Here is a 16,816-nt window from a genome sequence, read left to right on the forward strand (position 1 = left end):
AGCCAACTATTTTTATCCGCTTTATTAGGCGTTAGGTTTTTATAGGAGTTTCTGAATGATCGATGTTTTTGAATGCCCCGAGAACCAAAGGTACTGGGTTGTAAGAGCCCAAGGCGGAGATTACATCGACCATTTTCGGCAAGCAGGCACGGTTGCAATTGGTCACCTAGACGAGCTAGACCTTCCGCATTCCAATCATCAGCCTTTTTTTCCTGCAATGAGTCCACTGTTGGCACAAATTGACAGCTTGGAACGAAGAAAGGGGGAGGAAGGCTGGAAAGCCAGATCGCAAAGGCGGTACGGGCAAGTCAAAACGTTCATCGCTGAAATGTCTGTGGGGGATCTCGTAGTAAGCATTGATTCGGGCTTCTTGATGGTTGGACGAATCGTCGGACACCCTCGGATAGACAATATCCCCGTCAAGGTAATTCGAGAAGAAACTGGCGATTACACGGAAATGCCATTCTCGCTGCGAAGGCCTGTGAGGTGGGGGCCAAGAATCAGAAGAAATTATCTGCCGACTGCAATGAAGAGAAGCATATCCGCTCGACAAACAGTATTTAATATTGATCCGTATTGGGCCACGCTTTACCACATGCTATACCCAATATTTACTTCGGAAGGAAAGCTTTTCTTTTCTACAAGAATAAATCAGAGCGATGCTATAAGTAACTATAGTGTGGCCCAGCTGTTTTCGATTCTCACTGATCTTGAGGTTCTAACAAGATCGATAGAGGTTACGGAAAATCCAGGAGAAATAAGCTTTCAAAGATTGTTCGACCAGCTTCTCAGAGAGGATGGCTTTAAGCTGGCGACTACCGCGGAGTTTATGTCGCCGGGCTCAGTATGGAGTTATCTTGGCGTCGATGATGATACTGGACGAAAGATTATTTTAGGATCTTTATTGTTTGGTGCTCTTTTCGGCGTGAAAATTGGCCCACTAGAAGTTGATGGGATAGTTCACAAGGAACTCAGGGAAAAAATAGTAGAGGAATTTACAGAAAGACTTGAATACCACAATGCTCAGTCGGTTAAAGAAAAGCTTGAGCTTTCACTTCCCGAATTCAATACTGAGCCCCTTGAGAACGATGAATATGATGAAGTGGAGGATTTCCGGCAGTTGGCACTACTTCAAGAAACCTAACCAAGCCATTCACCGGATGCCAAACTCTCCGCTTCGCTTCGGCTTTGTCACCGGTGATGACGGGTTACACGTTTAGGAGGTTTCATGCCTAATCAATATCGAAGAAAAATAGAGCCCTATGTGTCGGAAGAGATAAGCCTGTCGCGTGCGGCTCGCAAGTCTGGAAAACCGGAAATCGAGTTTCAGCATCTAGAGAATGCACATGTACTAGGTCAGGCATCAACGCTGCTACATACCAAGGTGCATATATTGATGTTTGCTTGGGCAATAAGAAATTGGAAAATTCGGGAGCTACTGGGTCAAGCGCTGCGTATTGTAGGGGCATTTACTAAGACTGCATTCGGATTAGTACCTGAGGGCAACACTGGGGGAAGCAACATCGGCCCATTCACAAAGCTTCCTATTAATTCAAGTTACGCAAAAATAATAGATCGTGCTAAATCCAACGTGTAACAAGGCGCTGTTACGGATTGCCTGACTGCAAAGTGCGGCGTTTTGCTGCAATATAATTTTTAAATGATTTATCGTTGAAGGATAAAAAATGGAAGTGGCACAAATTTTAACTATTGTTTTCATTTTTACTATGATGGTGCTCATATTATTTATGCGGGGTTCATTAAGTAAAAAAGATAAAGAGCGAACCTTGGATTTTATCAAAATTGCTAATGATCTACAGATGTCTACCTCCGATAAGGTTGATAGATCGTTTAGAAATCGGCTTAAGCCCCTCCAGCGTTTCAAAAGAGGCCGGCATGAAAAATTCACAAATATATTGCATGAAAATAGAAACAATATGGAAATGGTATTTTTTGAGTGCTTTCGAGGGCGTAGTGGAGGAAACACTGAGAATATGCCGCGTCAAGTTAGGGAGGGGATTTTTCACTTTACATCCTCAGATTTAAACTTGCCCCGTTTCTCCCTGCACGAAGCAGAAGAGCTTCAACAAATATTTGTCAGTGCCTTGGGGTATAAAGATATTAATTTTGATAGTCATCCCGATTTCTCAAAAAAATACTTGCTCAATGGTGATGACGAATTAGCCGTGAATAGATTATTCAGTGAGAAATTGATCTGTTTTATTGAAAGATTGGATGGAATTAATATAGAAGGAGCGGGCAATCAGTTGATTGTTTACCGCCCATACACACAAATAGAAACGAGAAAATTTAAACAGTACAAACAGGAAGCGACCCAGATATTCGAGCAATTTCGTGGACAAATATTATAAAAGCATATCTACAGCTTGTACTTTCCAATCAATGGCTGCAATGCATAATCGGGTAAGGACTGGTATCTAGCCAGCCCTCTCCACGACACCCTGCATGCGGGTTCGCACAGGGCGTTTCACTCAGAATGGTTAAGCTTAATCCTACCATCACGAAGCTCGAACAACCCTTTGGATTTTAAATAAGCATTCGATACTGCTTGGTTTATCCCCGGAGTTTTCGAGCTACGCCACGTCTGCCTGCCCCCGAGATTCTTGGCTGAGGGCTTTTAGGGCTTTGAGGTTTGGCTCGGCCTCTCTCTCCTCAAAAAACAAGCACAATAAGCGAACAGCAGCCCATAGAAGCACCTCGATAAAAGCAACATATATGTTTCTTTTCACAACTAAAATGCTTCAATACCATAAAAGCAACTTATATGTTGCTAAGGCCAATAAAAGAAACTAATATGTTGCTTAATGGTAAATAGCAATATATACGTTTCATTATGAATTCACTACTCGAACAGATCAAAAAACGCCGTATCGCATTGAAACTCAAGCAGCACGATATGATGCTGCGCGTTGGTATATCGCGCCAGCAATATCAGCGTTTGGAATCCAAGGGCAACCCTCGGCTTGATACTCTTGAGCTTGTCGCTAAGGGGCTTAAAAGTGAGTTGCTGTTAATACCACAAGAAAAATTGAATGCGGTGCTGGCGGTACTGGCCGACGATAACCCGCCATCCACTGGGGCACCAACCATGCTAAGCCAGACGGGAAAAGAACAAAGCAACCCACTGGCCGATGATCCATGGCAGGGCTTGCTGGGAGAGAATGAATGAGCGCAGACAGCCATGATGAAGTAAATGTTCTAAAGCTCTCAATTCATGGCGTGCTGATCGGTTATCTCGCTGGGTTTAAAAATGGCCGCAATGTATTGAGCATTGCCGACTCATTTAAAAACGATCCTGATCGCCCGACATTCAGTCTGATTACTCATCCCGCGTTTCCGCATGCAGCCAAGCTCATGGCTGCGCCATGGGTACGGAATCAACGGCTGCATCCAGTGCTTTCAAACTTGTTGCCAGAGGGATCATTACGTGAGCTGATCGCACAAGGCCTGAAAGTGCACATGGATAATGAATTCCACATTCTCTCGTATCTTGGCGAAGATTTGCCGGGGGCAATCGAAGCTACGCCAATGGAGCCTGAAGATGTCCCCGTCCTTTTATTAGAGCGTGTCCTGAGCACGCACGGAAAGGCTAAGGCGGTTAAGTTCGATAAAGTGAGCCAAGAAAATAAGTTTTCCTTGGCGGGCATACAAATGAAGTTTTCCATGAAGGAGAAGGATGGGCGCTATAACGTATCCAAGGGTGACGTGCTGGGTGACTGGATCATCAAAACGCCTTCAACCAAGCACAAGTTTGTGCCACTGAACGAATATACCTCCATGTCGCTGGCAGGGCTCGTTGGTGTTGACATCCCTGAGATCAAATTGGTTGAGCTGGATAAGCTCGACAATCTGCCACAAATTAACTTGCCCGATGAAAACCAAGCCTTTGCCATTAAGCGATTTGATCGTGACGATGATTTACGCATTCACATGGAAGACTTCGCGCAAATGCTAGTGAAGTACCCGCACGAAAAGTACACATCAGCCAATTACGAGAATATTGGCAAAGTCATTTATAACTTTTCTGGCGACGGATTGGCCGACGCTCAACAGTTCGCAAGACGCTTGCTGGTGAATATTCTCTTGGCGAATGGGGATGCGCATCTCAAGAACTGGAGCTTTTTATATCCCGATAAGGTCACGCCACGGCTATCTCCTGCCTACGATATTGTGACAACCAACGTCTATATCGAAAACGAAAGCCAATATGCGCTCAACCTCGGTAAAACCAAAGAATGGTATACCGTCAGTATGGCGCATTTTCAGGCGTGGGCAGATAAATCGGGTATTCCGTGGAGGGCAATAAAGCCACACCTAGACGATACAATGAGCAAGGCTAGAGAGTTATGGCCTGAGGCTCTTAAAACTCTACCGATGGACGAATCTCACAAAGAAGGCCTTAGATCGCACTGGGCTAAGCTGCAAGACGACTTCAAGATCTGACCCCGAGATTACCCGCGAGCACGAATGTGGTGACGCAACCGATCGATGAAAGGGGAGTGCATGGTGCACACTCTTGTACTGTCTTTATACCGTATGATGTTGGGGAAGATGCGATTAAGAAGTCGCAAAACACTCAACCTCTCTCTTTCGATTTTAAACGGATTAACCCCTTGCCGCCCGTATCATCTGGTCAACCCTAAACACATTGGCTAAGGCAAACAGCATCGCCAACTTGTTATCGTTTTTAGCCAGTCCTCGATAGATGGCTTTCCTAAAACCAAACTGACGCTTTATGATCCGAAACGGGTGCTCTACTTTTGCTCGGATACTGGCTTTGAGGTATTCCGTTCGGATGGGTTGCTTATTTATTCTAGGGTGTTTCTTGAGAAGACGTACTTTACTTGGCCCTTTCTTTTTATAAACAGTGCAATCAGCCAGTCCGCCTCGATATCTTTTAGTTCTTTTCGCTTTTGTGCGCCTCGATAACCTGAATCCGCCGAGATAAAGGTCTCCTCGCCATGAAGCAGATTTCCTGTTTCTGTAATGTCGTGTACGTTGGCAGCTGTTGTGCTTAGGCTATGCGTCAGGCCGGTTCTCGCGTCCACGCCAATATGAGCTTTTAGACCAAAAACCATTGCTTTCCTTTTTGGGTTTGGTGCATCTCGGGATCGCGAGCTTTCGCTTTATTCTTCGTTGAACTGGCGGCTTCAATGATGGTGGCGTCGACAATCGTGCCTTCTTTTAAGCAAATCCCTGCGCTGGACAACCATTTATAGACCTCTTTAAACAGCTGACGGGAGAGCTTATGTTTTTCCAGCAATTGCCTAAAATTCATAATAGTAGTGTGGTCAGGGATAGCGATGTCCAGCGACAACCCAGCAAAAAGGCGCATCGACGTGATTTCATAAAGCGCATCCGCCATGGCAGGGTCGCTCATGTTGTACCAATGTTGCATGCAATGAATGCGAAACATGGTGGCCAATGGATACGGTCTTCTTCCTTTTCCGGCTTTTGGATAGAAAGGTTCAATCACCGCTTCAAGCTGATCCCACGGCATCAGTTCGTCCATTCGAGTCAAGAAAATTTCTTTGCGTGTTTTACGACGCTTATTGTTGAATTCACTGTCGGCAAAAGTAAGTTGATGTGACATGGTCAAGCTCGAAGATTAAAAATTAATTGTCTCATGAGAAGGACTTATTCGCATCTTCCCTCACCAAAAAGTTAGAATATTAAAACGCATATACAGGACCCATATGGCGGAAAATCACACTATCCCACCATTTGCGCGCAATACCTGACCGTTGATCCACCCTCCGTCGTTACTAACGAGAAAGGATACGGTTTGTGCAATATCGGTAGGATCGCCTAACCGCTCTAATGGGGGCATTTGGGATAGTTTTTCAATTATGTGAGGTGGCTTTCCTTCGAAGAAAAGTTCGGTCGCTGTCGGCCCTGGGGCGACAGCATTTACTGTGATTTTTCGACCTCGTAGCTCTTTCGATAAGATAGCAGTAAGAGACTCCACAGCCGATTTTGTCGCCGCATAAACGCCATAAGATTCTAGCTTTAGGCCCACGACACTGGTAGATAGGTTAACAATTCGTCCTCCTTCACGCAGCCGATTCGCTGCTAGCCTCAGTGTATTGAAAGTTCCTTTCAGGTTGACGGCAATTTGACTGTCGAAACTAGAATCATCAGTGTCCGCGATAGATGATAAATGCATGATGCCAGCATTGTTTACTAGTATGTCAACACCGCCAAAGATGGTCGCGGCCTGATCAAATAGCGCCGAGGCCTCCGCAGATACGGATACATTTGCTCGAATAGCGACTGCCTTACCACCGTCGTGTTTTATCTCATCGACCACTTTTTTTGCTTCGGTTTCATTGCTCACATAGTTGACAACAATGCTGTGCCCAGCGCATGCCAATGATTTTGCGGTGGCTGCACCAATGCCTCTAGAGGCTCCTGTAACTATGGCTACTTTACCCGTTAGTTGAATACTCATATATAAACCTCAGTATTGCTTCATTGTTGAGGATACAAACTATTGCATGACGTAATGCTATACGGTAGTGGCATAAATAAAATAACTCATATACAATTTTCGTATGAGTGTTTTCGATAACCTTTATCAGTTACGCACGTTTGTCATTATTGTTGAATGTGGCAGTCTTTCAGCCGCTGCTCGGAGGCTAAACACTACACAGCCAACGGTTAGTCGCCATCTAAGTGCACTAGAGAGAGAGGTTGGGACTACATTACTTCAACGAGACACCCACCGAATGAGCTTGACTCTGACTGGCCATCAAGTACTTGCCAATGCTAAGTCGATTATTGAGCTAGTTGAAGAGTCAGAAAATAGATTACGCGCTGAACAGAAACAACTAGAAGGCCATATACGCCTCTTTTCGACGATTGACTTTGGACAGTCAGTTGTAAGCCGAATGATCGCGAGCTTTATTGAAGCGCATCCCGGTATCACGATAGACCTGTCCTATTCGAACCGGCCGATTCATATGATTGAGGAAGGCCACGATGTTGGCATCATCGCGGGAAATATTACTGACGACAGTATCATTGCAAAGCGCATCGGGAGCATACAACGGCTAATCGTATGCTCCCCTGGCTTCTTACAAGGTAAGCAGGTTGATTCGCCTACTGACATAGAATCATGGCCGTGGGTAACCTTAAAAGGAAGTCAGTTCAATAGTACCAATAATATGACTTTCTACACCAAAGACGGTCAAAAACAGTCCATTTCGGTATCATCGGTTCTTGCAACCGAAGGTGTCACCGGTATACGCGAAGCAATACGAATGGGGCTTGGTATTGCCTTATTGCCAACTTGGTTAATACAGCAAGACCTTGTTTCTGAGCGGCTTATATCTATTCTTCCCGGTTGGATGCCTCAAAGTATCCCCGCACATGTTATTTACCCATCACAGCGCATGCTGCCAAGTCGTTTACGTCGTTTAATCAGTTACTGCTCGGAGTATATGGCGCCGATATTGTGATCAGATTGTTAACAGCTAAGTTATTTTGGCTTAGTATTCAAATAATCATTTTGAAAATCATAATCGGGTAAGGGCTGGTATCTAGCCATCCCTCCCCACAACCCCCTACAGGCAGGTCCGTACAGGGCTTCTAATTTATTTTGAACAATCGTTCATAAATTGATTGATCGATCGTTCAAGTATGGCTATAGTTCTCTCACTGAAGCAATTTTTTCAAACCTATTTCATCACTATTGGTGCTATTCAATGGCATCTGGAGAGACAAGCATGACCACCTTAACGATTCACGATCTTGATACCGCCCCACAAGAGAGCCAAGATTTTCTCGCCAAGTCACTTAAGGCTAACGGTCGTATTCCAGGGCTGCATGGGGTGTTGGCCAGCGCACCGGGGTTGCTCGAAGGCTATCAAAAACTGCATGAGCTGTTTGTTAATTCATCCTTTGATAAAGAAGAGTTAACCGTTGTTTGGCAGACGATTAACGTTGAGCATGAATGTCACTATTGTGTACCAGCCCATACGGGTATCGCGCATATGATGCAGGTTGATGCTGCATTGACTGAAGCGCTGAGAAACGAAACCGCCATGCCAACCGCTAAGCTACAAGCGCTGCATGACACGACACTGGCGATGGTACGCAATCGCGGTAATCTGACCGATGAAGAGGTGCAAGCGTTCTATGCGGTGGGTTATGGTGAGCGTCAATTGCTGGAGATCGTGCTCGGCTTATCCCAGAAGGTTATTAGTAACTATGTGAATCATATTGCGGAAACGCCGGTTGATACTGTCTTTGAAAAGTTTGCTTGGCAGAAAGCATAACCGTTGGGTTTAAGCGAGATTGATGATACATAGGCCGTGATTGATCGCGGCCTTATCGCTTATTAACAATGCATAGCAATCGATATTATTAAGAGAACCTTATGTCAGTGATCAGCACCCACACCTCGAATCCTTCGTTAACGCCACTGTCGCGTGATTTGCGTATGCCACTTCTCGTGATGGCGGCGATGCTTGGCGTTGTGGCGGGCGTTGTCTTCATTCTTATTCAGCCAATGTTTGGCATGGAGACGCTGACGAGCCGTCATGCGGGCTCTTATCAGACCCTGGGAGATTGAGGTCGTGTGACTGCCATCATCATCGCATGGGTGGCGCATTTAGCCGTCTCGGTGTTTTATGGTCTGTTATGTGGGGTGCTGCTGTTAAGCACGATGCGGTTAACCCGTATTGCCTTGTTTACGCTGATATTCACATGGATCACAACGGTGATAGCGCCGCCCGCCAACGCTATGATTGTGCAGTTGGTATCCTTTCAGCATCTACAGCTAGAAAAATTACCGGGCTTGAATGTTAGCTTGGATGTTAAGTTTTGGTTGCACTTACTGTTTTTCGCCGCGATTACGGCTGTTTTGTATACTTATCGCAAAACAGTAAATAAGGGCTAATATTTACAGCGTGTCTGTTTGGCAAGCACCTTTCCATAGATCTGAGTACTATGAATGCTGAGCAATAGTGGCAAGCACTAAAGGGATAAAACGAGGCGTTTTTTATGAAGCAAACAACGATTTTATTTGACATAAATGAGACGGTTTTAAATCTCACCGTTTTAAGGCCAAAATTTAAAGCCATTTTCGGTGATGAGCATTATACCGACACCTGGTTTTCGATGTTATTGCATGCCTCAACGGTATCGATGATTACCGGCGTTAACACCAACTTTGCTACGCTTTCTAAAATCATGCTTGAAACCCTTGCCGCCAAAAAGGGCATTCAACTGACGACTGACGTGATTGATGATGTATTGGGTGGCTTTTCTAGTTTACCCGCCCATGACGATATCAAAACGGCGTTGACCGCATTAAGGGCCGCGGGCTTTCGGGTGGTGGCTTTCTCTAACTCATCGCTTAGCTTAATCGAAAATCAGATTAACAATGCCGGGTTAGGGCCCTATTTTGATGAAGTTATTTCCGTTGAGGAGGCCGGTACCTTTAAGCCAAGCCCGACTGCATATCAATTTGCGGCCACGAAGCTCGGGCAGTCGAAGGATCAGTTAAGGCTGGTCGCAACCCATGATTGGGATATTCATGGTGCCATGAGTGTAGGTTTGCAGGGGGCTTATATCGACCGATCCGGTGCGCCCTATAATCCACTCTATATCAAACCTGACATCTATGCTTTAACGATGGATGCTATTGCAGCTCAGATTATTGCCACTGATCAATAATAGGGTGTGGTAGGGTGTGGTGACAATTGATGGCAGGTTTTTGCTATTTTTAAGTAGGGCATTAATGTGATGGCGGTGGTTATCCTTAGCTCGCATCATCTCATCTTATGGTTTTAAATCGTTGCCAACAGTTAATATTGGCGGTTCTTTTGTGTTTGTCTTTTAGGTTTTCGCCTTAGGTTAATAACCCTCATTAATGTGCTTGTATTGCCTGAATTCCACCTTAGTTAAGGTGGCTAATTTGGGTTGTAAATATACTTGAACGATCGTTCATTTATGTTTATAGTGGTTCCAGAATTAAGTCATAACCGTTTCGGTCCAATAAAAATTAATGACGCAAATAGGATAATACGATGTTCAAGTTTTACTTCCACCAAACGCCAAACCCCATGAAAGTTGCGCTGTTCTTAGAAGAGAGCGGTCTGCCTTATGAGTTGATCCCTGTCGATACGATGAAGGGTGAACAGCACACCGCTGAATACCGTGCCATCAATCCGAATGGTAAGACTCCCGCGCTGGAAGATGCCGGTAAGCGGGTGTTTGATTCTAATGCTATCTTGATGTATCTATCTGAAAAAACAGGTCAGTTTGCCGGTAAAGCCGAAGATCGTGGTGAGATGCTCTCTTGGCTGATGTTTATCGCAACCGGTTTAGGTCCTTTTTCTGGTCAGTCGGTTCACTTTAGACATAAAGCACCAGAACAAGTACCTTATGCGATTAATCGTTATCTGCGTGAAGCTGAACGTCACTATGAAGTGCTAGAAGCGCATATGGAAGGTCGTGAATTTATCGTTGGTGATGAATATTCTATTGCGGATATCTCAGCATGGGGTTGGATCGATAAGGCGATGCCTGTGTTAGGCGGCGACGGCTTAGAGAGCTATCCTAACCTGAAACGTTGGTTCAACAGCATCAATGCGCGTCCTGCAGTAGAGCGGGCCCGCAACATTGATAACGATATTCAGTTTAAATCAGAGTTTGATGAAGAGGCCGCTCGGGCACTCTTCCCGCAAAACTTTGCTAAAAACGCTTAATTACGCAAGGAGTGAAAAGCGTGGGAAACCAATACGTACCCCCTAAAATTTGGGTCAATGAGACCGATGTTGCCAATAAGTGGGCGAATATCAATAGCCCTGAAGCTGGGGCGCGCTATGAGCAAGCTTTGCCGGTTGGTGAGCATGCTTTACAGCTTTATTCTCTTGGTACGCCGAACGGCCAAAAAGTCACCATTATGCTCGAAGAGCTATTGGCTCTAGGGATTAAAGCCGCGGAATATGATGCTTTTCTGATTAACATTGGCGAAGCTCAGCAGTTTTCGTCAGGTTTTGTTGGCGTTAATCCAAACTCGAAAATCCCTGCGTTGCTCGATCAGTCGGGTGATGAAGCGGTTAACGTTTTTGAATCAGCATCGATTCTTGTGCATCTCGCTGAGAAGTTTGGGCAGTTTCTGCCGAAAGCCGGGGCAGCACGCACGCAGGTGTTTAATTGGTTGTTTTGGGCGCAAGGTTCGGCCCCATTTTTAGGCGGTGGGTTTGGTCATTTTTATGCTTACGCAGATGAAAAACAAGAATACCCGATCAACCGTTTTGCCATGGAAACTAAGCGTCAATTAGACGTATTGAATCAGCAACTGGCAAACAATAGCTATGTATCTGGCGAAACATATAGTATTGCCGATATGGCTATCTGGCCGTGGTACGGTAATTTGGTCCTAGGCAACTTGTATGATGCAGCAGAGTTTCTGCAAGTTGACAGTTATCCTCATGTGGTGCGTTGGGCCAATATGCTGGCACTGCGTGAAGGGGTACAACGAGGTCGTATCGTCAACCGTTCTTGGGGTGAAGCCTGGGAACAGCTACCCGAACGTCATTCGGCTGCCGATATCGATAAGGTGTTAGCGCTAGAGCCACGCTAATATGAATGCATTGCCAATGCAGTGGCTAGGGTATTGCCGTTATGCTGCATTGGTTGTCTGCGGTAAAGTCTGATAAACCTCATCACGGCTTTTGTCGGTTGTTGCCGCTGAAAGCCGTTGTCTGTCAAGGGTATAACCCGGAGCCTTGTGTGAACGATAAGATTAAGCTCGATATTATCTCTGATGTAGTCTGTCCTTGGTGCATCGTGGGTTATAAGCGATTAGAAGCCGCCATTAATGAACTAGGCCTGCAAGATAGGGTCGAGATCGAATGGCAGCCCTTTGAGCTAAACCCCGATATGCCCAGGGAAGGTGAAGAACTACGTGCACATGTATTGCGTAAGTACGGTGCTCAGCGCGAAGACAGTGATAAGGCTCGGGAAAATATTACAGCGCTCGGGGCTGAATATGGCTTCACCTTTGACTACTTCGAGGGTATGGACATCGTTAATACCCGAGAGGCGCATCTGTTACTTGACTTTGCCCATGAGCAAGGGTTGCAGCATGCCTTAAAGCAGCGCTTATTTGCTGCGTTTTTCAGTGAACGTAAAGATATATCTGATCGTGCCGTGTTATTGGCAGAAGCGGAGTGTGTCGGTTTAGCTCCGGTAGAGGCCGCATTAGCTTTAGATGACGATGAACGTCTCCAGCGGGTTGTTAATCTAGAGCGGCAATGGCAGCAACAGGGGATTTCAGGTGTGCCTACCGTGATCTTCAATCGCAGTAGTGCCATGACGGGCGCGCATCCCCAAAGCACCTATAAAGAGGTGTTAGGCGAGTTAGCGGGGCTTTAGTTAGCAAACCTAAACGGTTATCGGTGTTCTATCCAGTATTCTTAGTCGTTATCCTCGCGCTCGGTGTTGACTCGCCAGAGCGCGTTTTTGTTTCTATGACTTAATGGCCAAGTGGTTGGCGCAAGCTATTATCTAAACAACTTATCGGTGTCATTATCCATTCGTTTGGTGGCGCTTTTGAGTAGTTCTCTTAACCAGATGAGTCCCGGATCTTTGGAACGGTATTGATGCCATTGAATCGATTGGCGCATGGTCCCGATATCGAAGGGCAGTGGCTTGATCTCTAACGGTAGCACTCCCACCATTTTTTTGGCCAGCCGGGCATGGATAGTGGCGATATTATTGGTGCCAATCAATAAGGCGGGTAGGGAGGTCAGGCTATAAGAGGTCACGGCGACATCCCGTTGCACATCATATTTTTTGGTTAACACCAGTTCGATATGATCTTTGCGATCATCCGCTAAGCACATGACGATATGCCGGGCATCGAGATAGATCTCCTGCGTCAACGGCTGCTGGGCAAATTTACTTTGATCCCAGACTAAGCAAACAAAGTCTTCAGTAAACAGGTTCTCATAGGGGTTATAAGGCGAGACAAACTCTTCAGGAATGATCAGCAGGTCAGCTTCGCCACGCTCTAGATCTTTGTGAGGGGTGTTAATTTGCCGCAGGAAGTTGAAACGTGCTGTACTCGATTGCTCTTCCGCCAGCGCCAGCAAATGTGGAAAGAGCACCAACTGGGTGTAATCCGATACGAAAATACTAAAGGTTCGGTCGGTTTTATGTGGCTCAAACACAGGTTGTAGCAAAATTGTACTGTCAATGCGGCTAAGAATATCCCGTACAGGGTCTTGAAGACTCTCTGCTCGTGGGGTTATTTCCATCTTTCGCCCGACCTGAGAGAGAAGCTCATCGCCAAAATAATCCCGCAACCGTGAGAGCGAACTACTCACCGCCGAAGGACTCAGCATCAATTGTTCTGCTGTCTTGGTGACACTTTGCTGTTTTAACAGCGTATCTAGCACCACGAGTAAGTTAAGGTCGAGGTTTTTAAAACGCATAACGCTGGCTCCTGTTATTCCTATAGATGACTTAAATGGGTTGATCATTCGATGCCATCGAATCGTTGATTCATTCTAAACCGTTTTACTGAAAGGTCGACCCCTATTATTCTGGCAGTGTGTTGATTTACCCATTTAGTCGGTATTAGCAGGTTTATCCTGCTAGGCTTGCTTTAAGGTTGATCTGCCGGTCCTGATAATAAAAACAAGACTCCATTGATGGGGGAGTGACAAATGAAGATAGTTTCAACGAAAGGGGTGATCCCTTTCCGACCTACGGTTCTAGCCTGTGCCATACTTGCCTGCACCACTCAAGTTCATGCTTTTCAGATCGATACCGGTGATTCAGAACTGAAGCTTCGCTGGGATAATACCGTGAAGTACACCACCGCCTTTCGTCTTAAAGACCAGTCGCCAGGTTTGAATACGTCTCATGATGATAACCAAGATGATGGTGACCAGAATTTTGATAAAGGGTTAATTTCTAATCGTGTCGATCTATTAACCGAGTTTGATGGCTCTTATAAAAATCTCGGTTTTCGGGTGAGCGGTGCGGCCTGGTACGACGATGTTTATCATCAAGATACTGACAACGATAGCGGTACATCGAACCATACCCCTGCAAGTGAGTTTTCTGATGAGACAAAAGAGGTCATGGGTGGCGACACAGACCTCCTTGATGCCTTTGTGTATGGTCGATTTGATTTTAATGAGGGTACCGCGACGGTACGTTTAGGGCGCCACACTCTGCTTTGGGGTGAAAGCTTGTTTTATGGTGCCAACGGTATCGCCGGCGGCATGGCGCCAATCAATGTTGTGAAACTGCAATCGGTTCCCAACACCACCTTTAAAGATGCGGCGTTGCCCATAGGTAAACTGTCGGTTGACCTGCCTCTGAATGATCTCGTTTCTGTCTCGGGCTATGTTGGCTATGAATATGAAAAAACGCAGCTTCCGCCAGCTGGTTCATATTTCTCGGCGAGTGATGCCCTTGAAGGTGAGCGTATTGTTGTCGGTGGGCCTTTAGGCTTTGAACGTGATGCTGATATGGAGCCTTCCGATTACGGTCAGTATGGTTTGAATGTTCGTTGGTATGATGAGGATCTGGATTCAGATTTCGGCCTTTATGCTATTCGTTATCACGCATTCACGCCGAGTCAGAATAACTTAAGAGCAAATCCACCGTCGGGACCTGGGGCTCCAGATTTTGATTCTTATTCATGGGCTTACCATGAAGGTATTCGGGCATTCGGTGCCAGTATTGCCACCAGTATTGATAACTGGAGTGTTGCGGGTGAGATCTCCTATCGTGAGAATCAACCTTTGGCGAGTGGCCCTAATGCGCTTACCGTTAACCCTGTTCCGGGTTACTACACCTTCAATAATACCGATAACCCCGGATATGCGGTTGGTCGCACAGCGCATGCTCAGGTTTCATGGATCGCCAGTCTTGATCCAAACTTTATCTCTGATGAAACCAGCTTTATTGGCGAGATTGCGTGGAATACGCGGATCGGTGTCGATAAAAACGAATATTTGTTGAATCCCTTTTCCGACCGTTCGGCGGTTGGTATCAAGATGGTCTTTACACCAACCTATCGTCAGTTGTTTTCCGGTGTTGATATCTCCGTACCGGTGGGGGTGAGTTACACCCATGGTAAATCCTCAGCCCTAGGTAACTCATTTGGGGTTGATCGCGGCGGTGACTTTAATATTGGGGTCAATGCGCTGGTTCTGAATGAATGGAAAATCAATGCGAAATACGTCACCTATTATGGTCCAGAAGGCGGAACATTGATTGATGCGCCTAACCCATCGGGTACTGATCAGCCAACGGTTTCATATCGACAGAACCTCGCTGATCGTGATTTCTTCTCGCTTTCTATAAGTACTACCTTCTGATTACTCCGGAGAAACAATATGTATAAAAATAAAAACCGGGCTCTTAAAGCTATTTTTTCTGTGGCGGCACTTAGCTGTCTGTCAATGACGTCCGTGGCGGGGGTGACGGCAGAAGAAGCTGCAAGACTAAACACCGATTTGATGCCATTAGGTGGCGAAAAAGCAGGTAATGCTGCAGGGACTATTCCTGCCTGGACAGGCGGCTATAGCCAAGCTATTCCTGCAGCGGCAGATGGTCGTCGCGGCGATCCTTTCAAAGATGAAAAACCGCTTTATTCGGTGACAGCGCAAAATATGGGTGACTATGCCGATACCCTTAGCGACGGTGTTAAGGCGATGCTAAATAAGTATCCTGATACTTATCGTCTGGATGTTTATCCAACTCACAGAACGGCGATGGCGCCGCAGTGGGTTTACGATAACACGGCTAAGAATGCTGTTAATGCTTCTCTTGATGGACATGTGCTGAAAGGAGCCTACGGTGGTATTCCTTTCCCTATTCCCAAAACGGGCCTAGAAGTGATACGCAATCATACACTGGCTTGGCGTGGCTCTAGCTGGGAAGCGACGCTTAATCAGTATCAGATTACTAAATCGGGTAAACGAGTACTGACGACCGATGGTCATATTCGCCAACGTATGCCCTATTACTTTGAAGAAGAGGGGGCTGCTGAGAAGTTTAAAGGCTTCTTCTGGGAAGTTAACTTAGTTAACCAAGGGCCACCCATCCGTGCGGGTGAAATGATTGTCGGTCGTACTAACCTCGATGCGGATAAATCAGCAGCGTATGTGTATCTCACCGGCCAACGTCGGGTGCGTAAGTTGCCAAATGCATGCTGCGATACACCGACCCCTGCAACAGCGGGTTTGATGTCATTCGATGAGCTGAGCGTTTTCTCAGGTAGCACCGATACCTTCGATTGGAAGCTGCTGGGTAAGAAAGAGATGCTGGTGCCTTACAACAACAATAAAGCGCTGCAGTTTGCTGATGCCGAGATCGTCAATGGCCGTCATCTGAATCCTGATGCGGTACGTTGGGAATTGCACCGGGTTTGGGTGGTTGAAGCGAATGTTGCTGAAGGCAAGCGTCACCAAGCACCGCGTAGTATCTATTACATTGATGAGGATACCTGGCAGGCTCAGTTAGGCGATCGTTGGGATGCGAATGGTCAACTGTGGAAAACATTGTGGAAGTTCAACTATGTGATGCCTGATTTCCCCGGCACGATACAAGGTACCTTCGGTTACTACGATCTTCTCTCGAGCGAGGGTTATGTTGCCAACCTGTTAGGTGATCAAAAATATCAGTATCGCAAGACACCTCGTTGGAAGACTGACATGTTCACTGGTCGCGGTCTCGCCGCTCAGGGTGTGCGTTAAGTTATTCCGTTAATGCTGCAAGCGGTGGTGTTACCACTTAGCCACCGCTTTTATGAGCGAGT

17 protein-coding genes and 1 pseudogene are annotated in these 16,816 nt (G+C 46.1%); 15 read left to right on the forward strand and 3 right to left on the reverse strand.

Features of this window, described 5'->3' with window-relative positions:
- The first annotated feature begins 55 nt into the window (after positions 1-55).
- From ACN0T0_RS02820 to ACN0T0_RS02840, 5 genes are all read left to right on the forward strand, one after another.
- Complete coding sequence (locus ACN0T0_RS02820) at positions 56-1,144, forward strand: hypothetical protein (protein WP_417223032.1); 1,089 nt, start codon at positions 56-58, stop codon at positions 1,142-1,144.
- 84 nt (positions 1,145-1,228) lie between these two features.
- Entirely contained in the window at positions 1,229-1,597 is a 369-nt protein-coding gene (locus ACN0T0_RS02825) for a DUF3703 domain-containing protein (protein WP_417223035.1), read from the forward strand.
- Between the two features lie 88 nt (positions 1,598-1,685).
- Positions 1,686-2,372, forward strand: coding sequence for a hypothetical protein (locus ACN0T0_RS02830; protein ID WP_417223036.1), 687 nt, complete (start codon positions 1,686-1,688; stop codon positions 2,370-2,372).
- Positions 2,373-2,854: 482 nt separating this feature from the next.
- Positions 2,855-3,190 (forward strand): helix-turn-helix domain-containing protein, encoded by a 336-nt coding sequence (locus ACN0T0_RS02835; protein WP_417223039.1) that lies wholly within the window; start codon positions 2,855-2,857, stop codon positions 3,188-3,190.
- The gene (locus ACN0T0_RS02840) at positions 3,187-4,464 is read left to right on the forward strand and encodes a type II toxin-antitoxin system HipA family toxin (RefSeq protein WP_417223041.1); all 1,278 of its coding nucleotides are present in this window, start codon (positions 3,187-3,189) and stop codon (positions 4,462-4,464) included. Before ACN0T0_RS02835 ends, ACN0T0_RS02840 begins: the two co-directional genes overlap by 4 nt.
- A 162-nt stretch (positions 4,465-4,626) precedes the next feature.
- Here the strand turns inward: ACN0T0_RS02840 and ACN0T0_RS02845 are convergent.
- Together ACN0T0_RS02845 and ACN0T0_RS02850 are read right to left on the reverse strand one after the other, a co-directional pair.
- A pseudogene (locus tag ACN0T0_RS02845) lies at positions 4,627-5,614 on the reverse strand (IS5 family transposase).
- Positions 5,615-5,728: 114 nt separating this feature from the next.
- Positions 5,729-6,472 (reverse strand): SDR family oxidoreductase, encoded by a 744-nt coding sequence (locus tag ACN0T0_RS02850; protein ID WP_417223044.1) that lies wholly within the window; start codon positions 6,470-6,472, stop codon positions 5,729-5,731.
- Between the two features lie 103 nt (positions 6,473-6,575).
- Between ACN0T0_RS02850 and ACN0T0_RS02855 the strand changes: the two genes are divergently transcribed.
- The 8 genes from ACN0T0_RS02855 (at position 6,576) to ACN0T0_RS02890 (ending at position 12,411) form a co-directional block, all read left to right on the forward strand.
- Complete coding sequence (locus ACN0T0_RS02855) at positions 6,576-7,481, forward strand: LysR family transcriptional regulator (protein ID WP_417223047.1); 906 nt, start codon at positions 6,576-6,578, stop codon at positions 7,479-7,481.
- Between the two features lie 267 nt (positions 7,482-7,748).
- Positions 7,749-8,300, forward strand: coding sequence for a carboxymuconolactone decarboxylase family protein (locus ACN0T0_RS02860; protein ID WP_417223049.1), 552 nt, complete (start codon positions 7,749-7,751; stop codon positions 8,298-8,300).
- A 164-nt stretch (positions 8,301-8,464) separates the two neighbouring features.
- Positions 8,465-8,596, forward strand: a complete 132-nt coding sequence (locus tag ACN0T0_RS02865; protein ID WP_417223051.1) for a hypothetical protein — start codon at positions 8,465-8,467, stop codon at positions 8,594-8,596.
- Between the two features lie 6 nt (positions 8,597-8,602).
- The gene (locus ACN0T0_RS02870; RefSeq protein WP_417223054.1) at positions 8,603-8,923 is read left to right on the forward strand and encodes a hypothetical protein; all 321 of its coding nucleotides are present in this window, start codon (positions 8,603-8,605) and stop codon (positions 8,921-8,923) included.
- Positions 8,924-9,027: 104 nt separating this feature from the next.
- The gene (locus tag ACN0T0_RS02875) at positions 9,028-9,702 is read left to right on the forward strand and encodes a haloacid dehalogenase type II (RefSeq protein ID WP_417223056.1); all 675 of its coding nucleotides are present in this window, start codon (positions 9,028-9,030) and stop codon (positions 9,700-9,702) included.
- A 353-nt stretch (positions 9,703-10,055) separates the two neighbouring features.
- The gene (locus ACN0T0_RS02880) at positions 10,056-10,736 is read left to right on the forward strand and encodes a glutathione S-transferase family protein (protein WP_417223058.1); all 681 of its coding nucleotides are present in this window, start codon (positions 10,056-10,058) and stop codon (positions 10,734-10,736) included.
- A 20-nt stretch (positions 10,737-10,756) separates the two neighbouring features.
- The gene (yghU, locus tag ACN0T0_RS02885; protein WP_417223061.1) at positions 10,757-11,617 is read left to right on the forward strand and encodes a glutathione-dependent disulfide-bond oxidoreductase; all 861 of its coding nucleotides are present in this window, start codon (positions 10,757-10,759) and stop codon (positions 11,615-11,617) included.
- 149 nt (positions 11,618-11,766) lie between these two features.
- Positions 11,767-12,411, forward strand: coding sequence for a DsbA family oxidoreductase (locus ACN0T0_RS02890; protein WP_417223064.1), 645 nt, complete (start codon positions 11,767-11,769; stop codon positions 12,409-12,411).
- Positions 12,412-12,539: 128 nt separating this feature from the next.
- Here the strand turns inward: ACN0T0_RS02890 and ACN0T0_RS02895 are convergent, their stop codons facing one another.
- The gene (locus ACN0T0_RS02895) at positions 12,540-13,472 is read right to left on the reverse strand and encodes a LysR family transcriptional regulator (RefSeq protein WP_417223067.1); all 933 of its coding nucleotides are present in this window, start codon (positions 13,470-13,472) and stop codon (positions 12,540-12,542) included.
- A gap of 234 nt (positions 13,473-13,706) precedes the next feature.
- On the opposite strand from ACN0T0_RS02895, the gene ACN0T0_RS02900 reads away from it, so the two are divergent.
- Positions 13,707-15,374 (forward strand): DUF1302 domain-containing protein, encoded by a 1,668-nt coding sequence (locus tag ACN0T0_RS02900; RefSeq protein ID WP_417223069.1) that lies wholly within the window; start codon positions 13,707-13,709, stop codon positions 15,372-15,374.
- 18 nt (positions 15,375-15,392) lie between these two features.
- Entirely contained in the window at positions 15,393-16,754 is a 1,362-nt protein-coding gene (locus ACN0T0_RS02905; RefSeq protein ID WP_417223072.1) for a DUF1329 domain-containing protein, read from the forward strand.
- The last annotated feature ends 62 nt before the right edge of the window (positions 16,755-16,816 follow it).

The sequence above is a fragment of the Amphritea sp. genome (genome assembly GCF_048266285.1).
In the GTDB taxonomy this organism is placed as follows: domain Bacteria; phylum Pseudomonadota; class Gammaproteobacteria; order Pseudomonadales; family Balneatricaceae; genus Amphritea.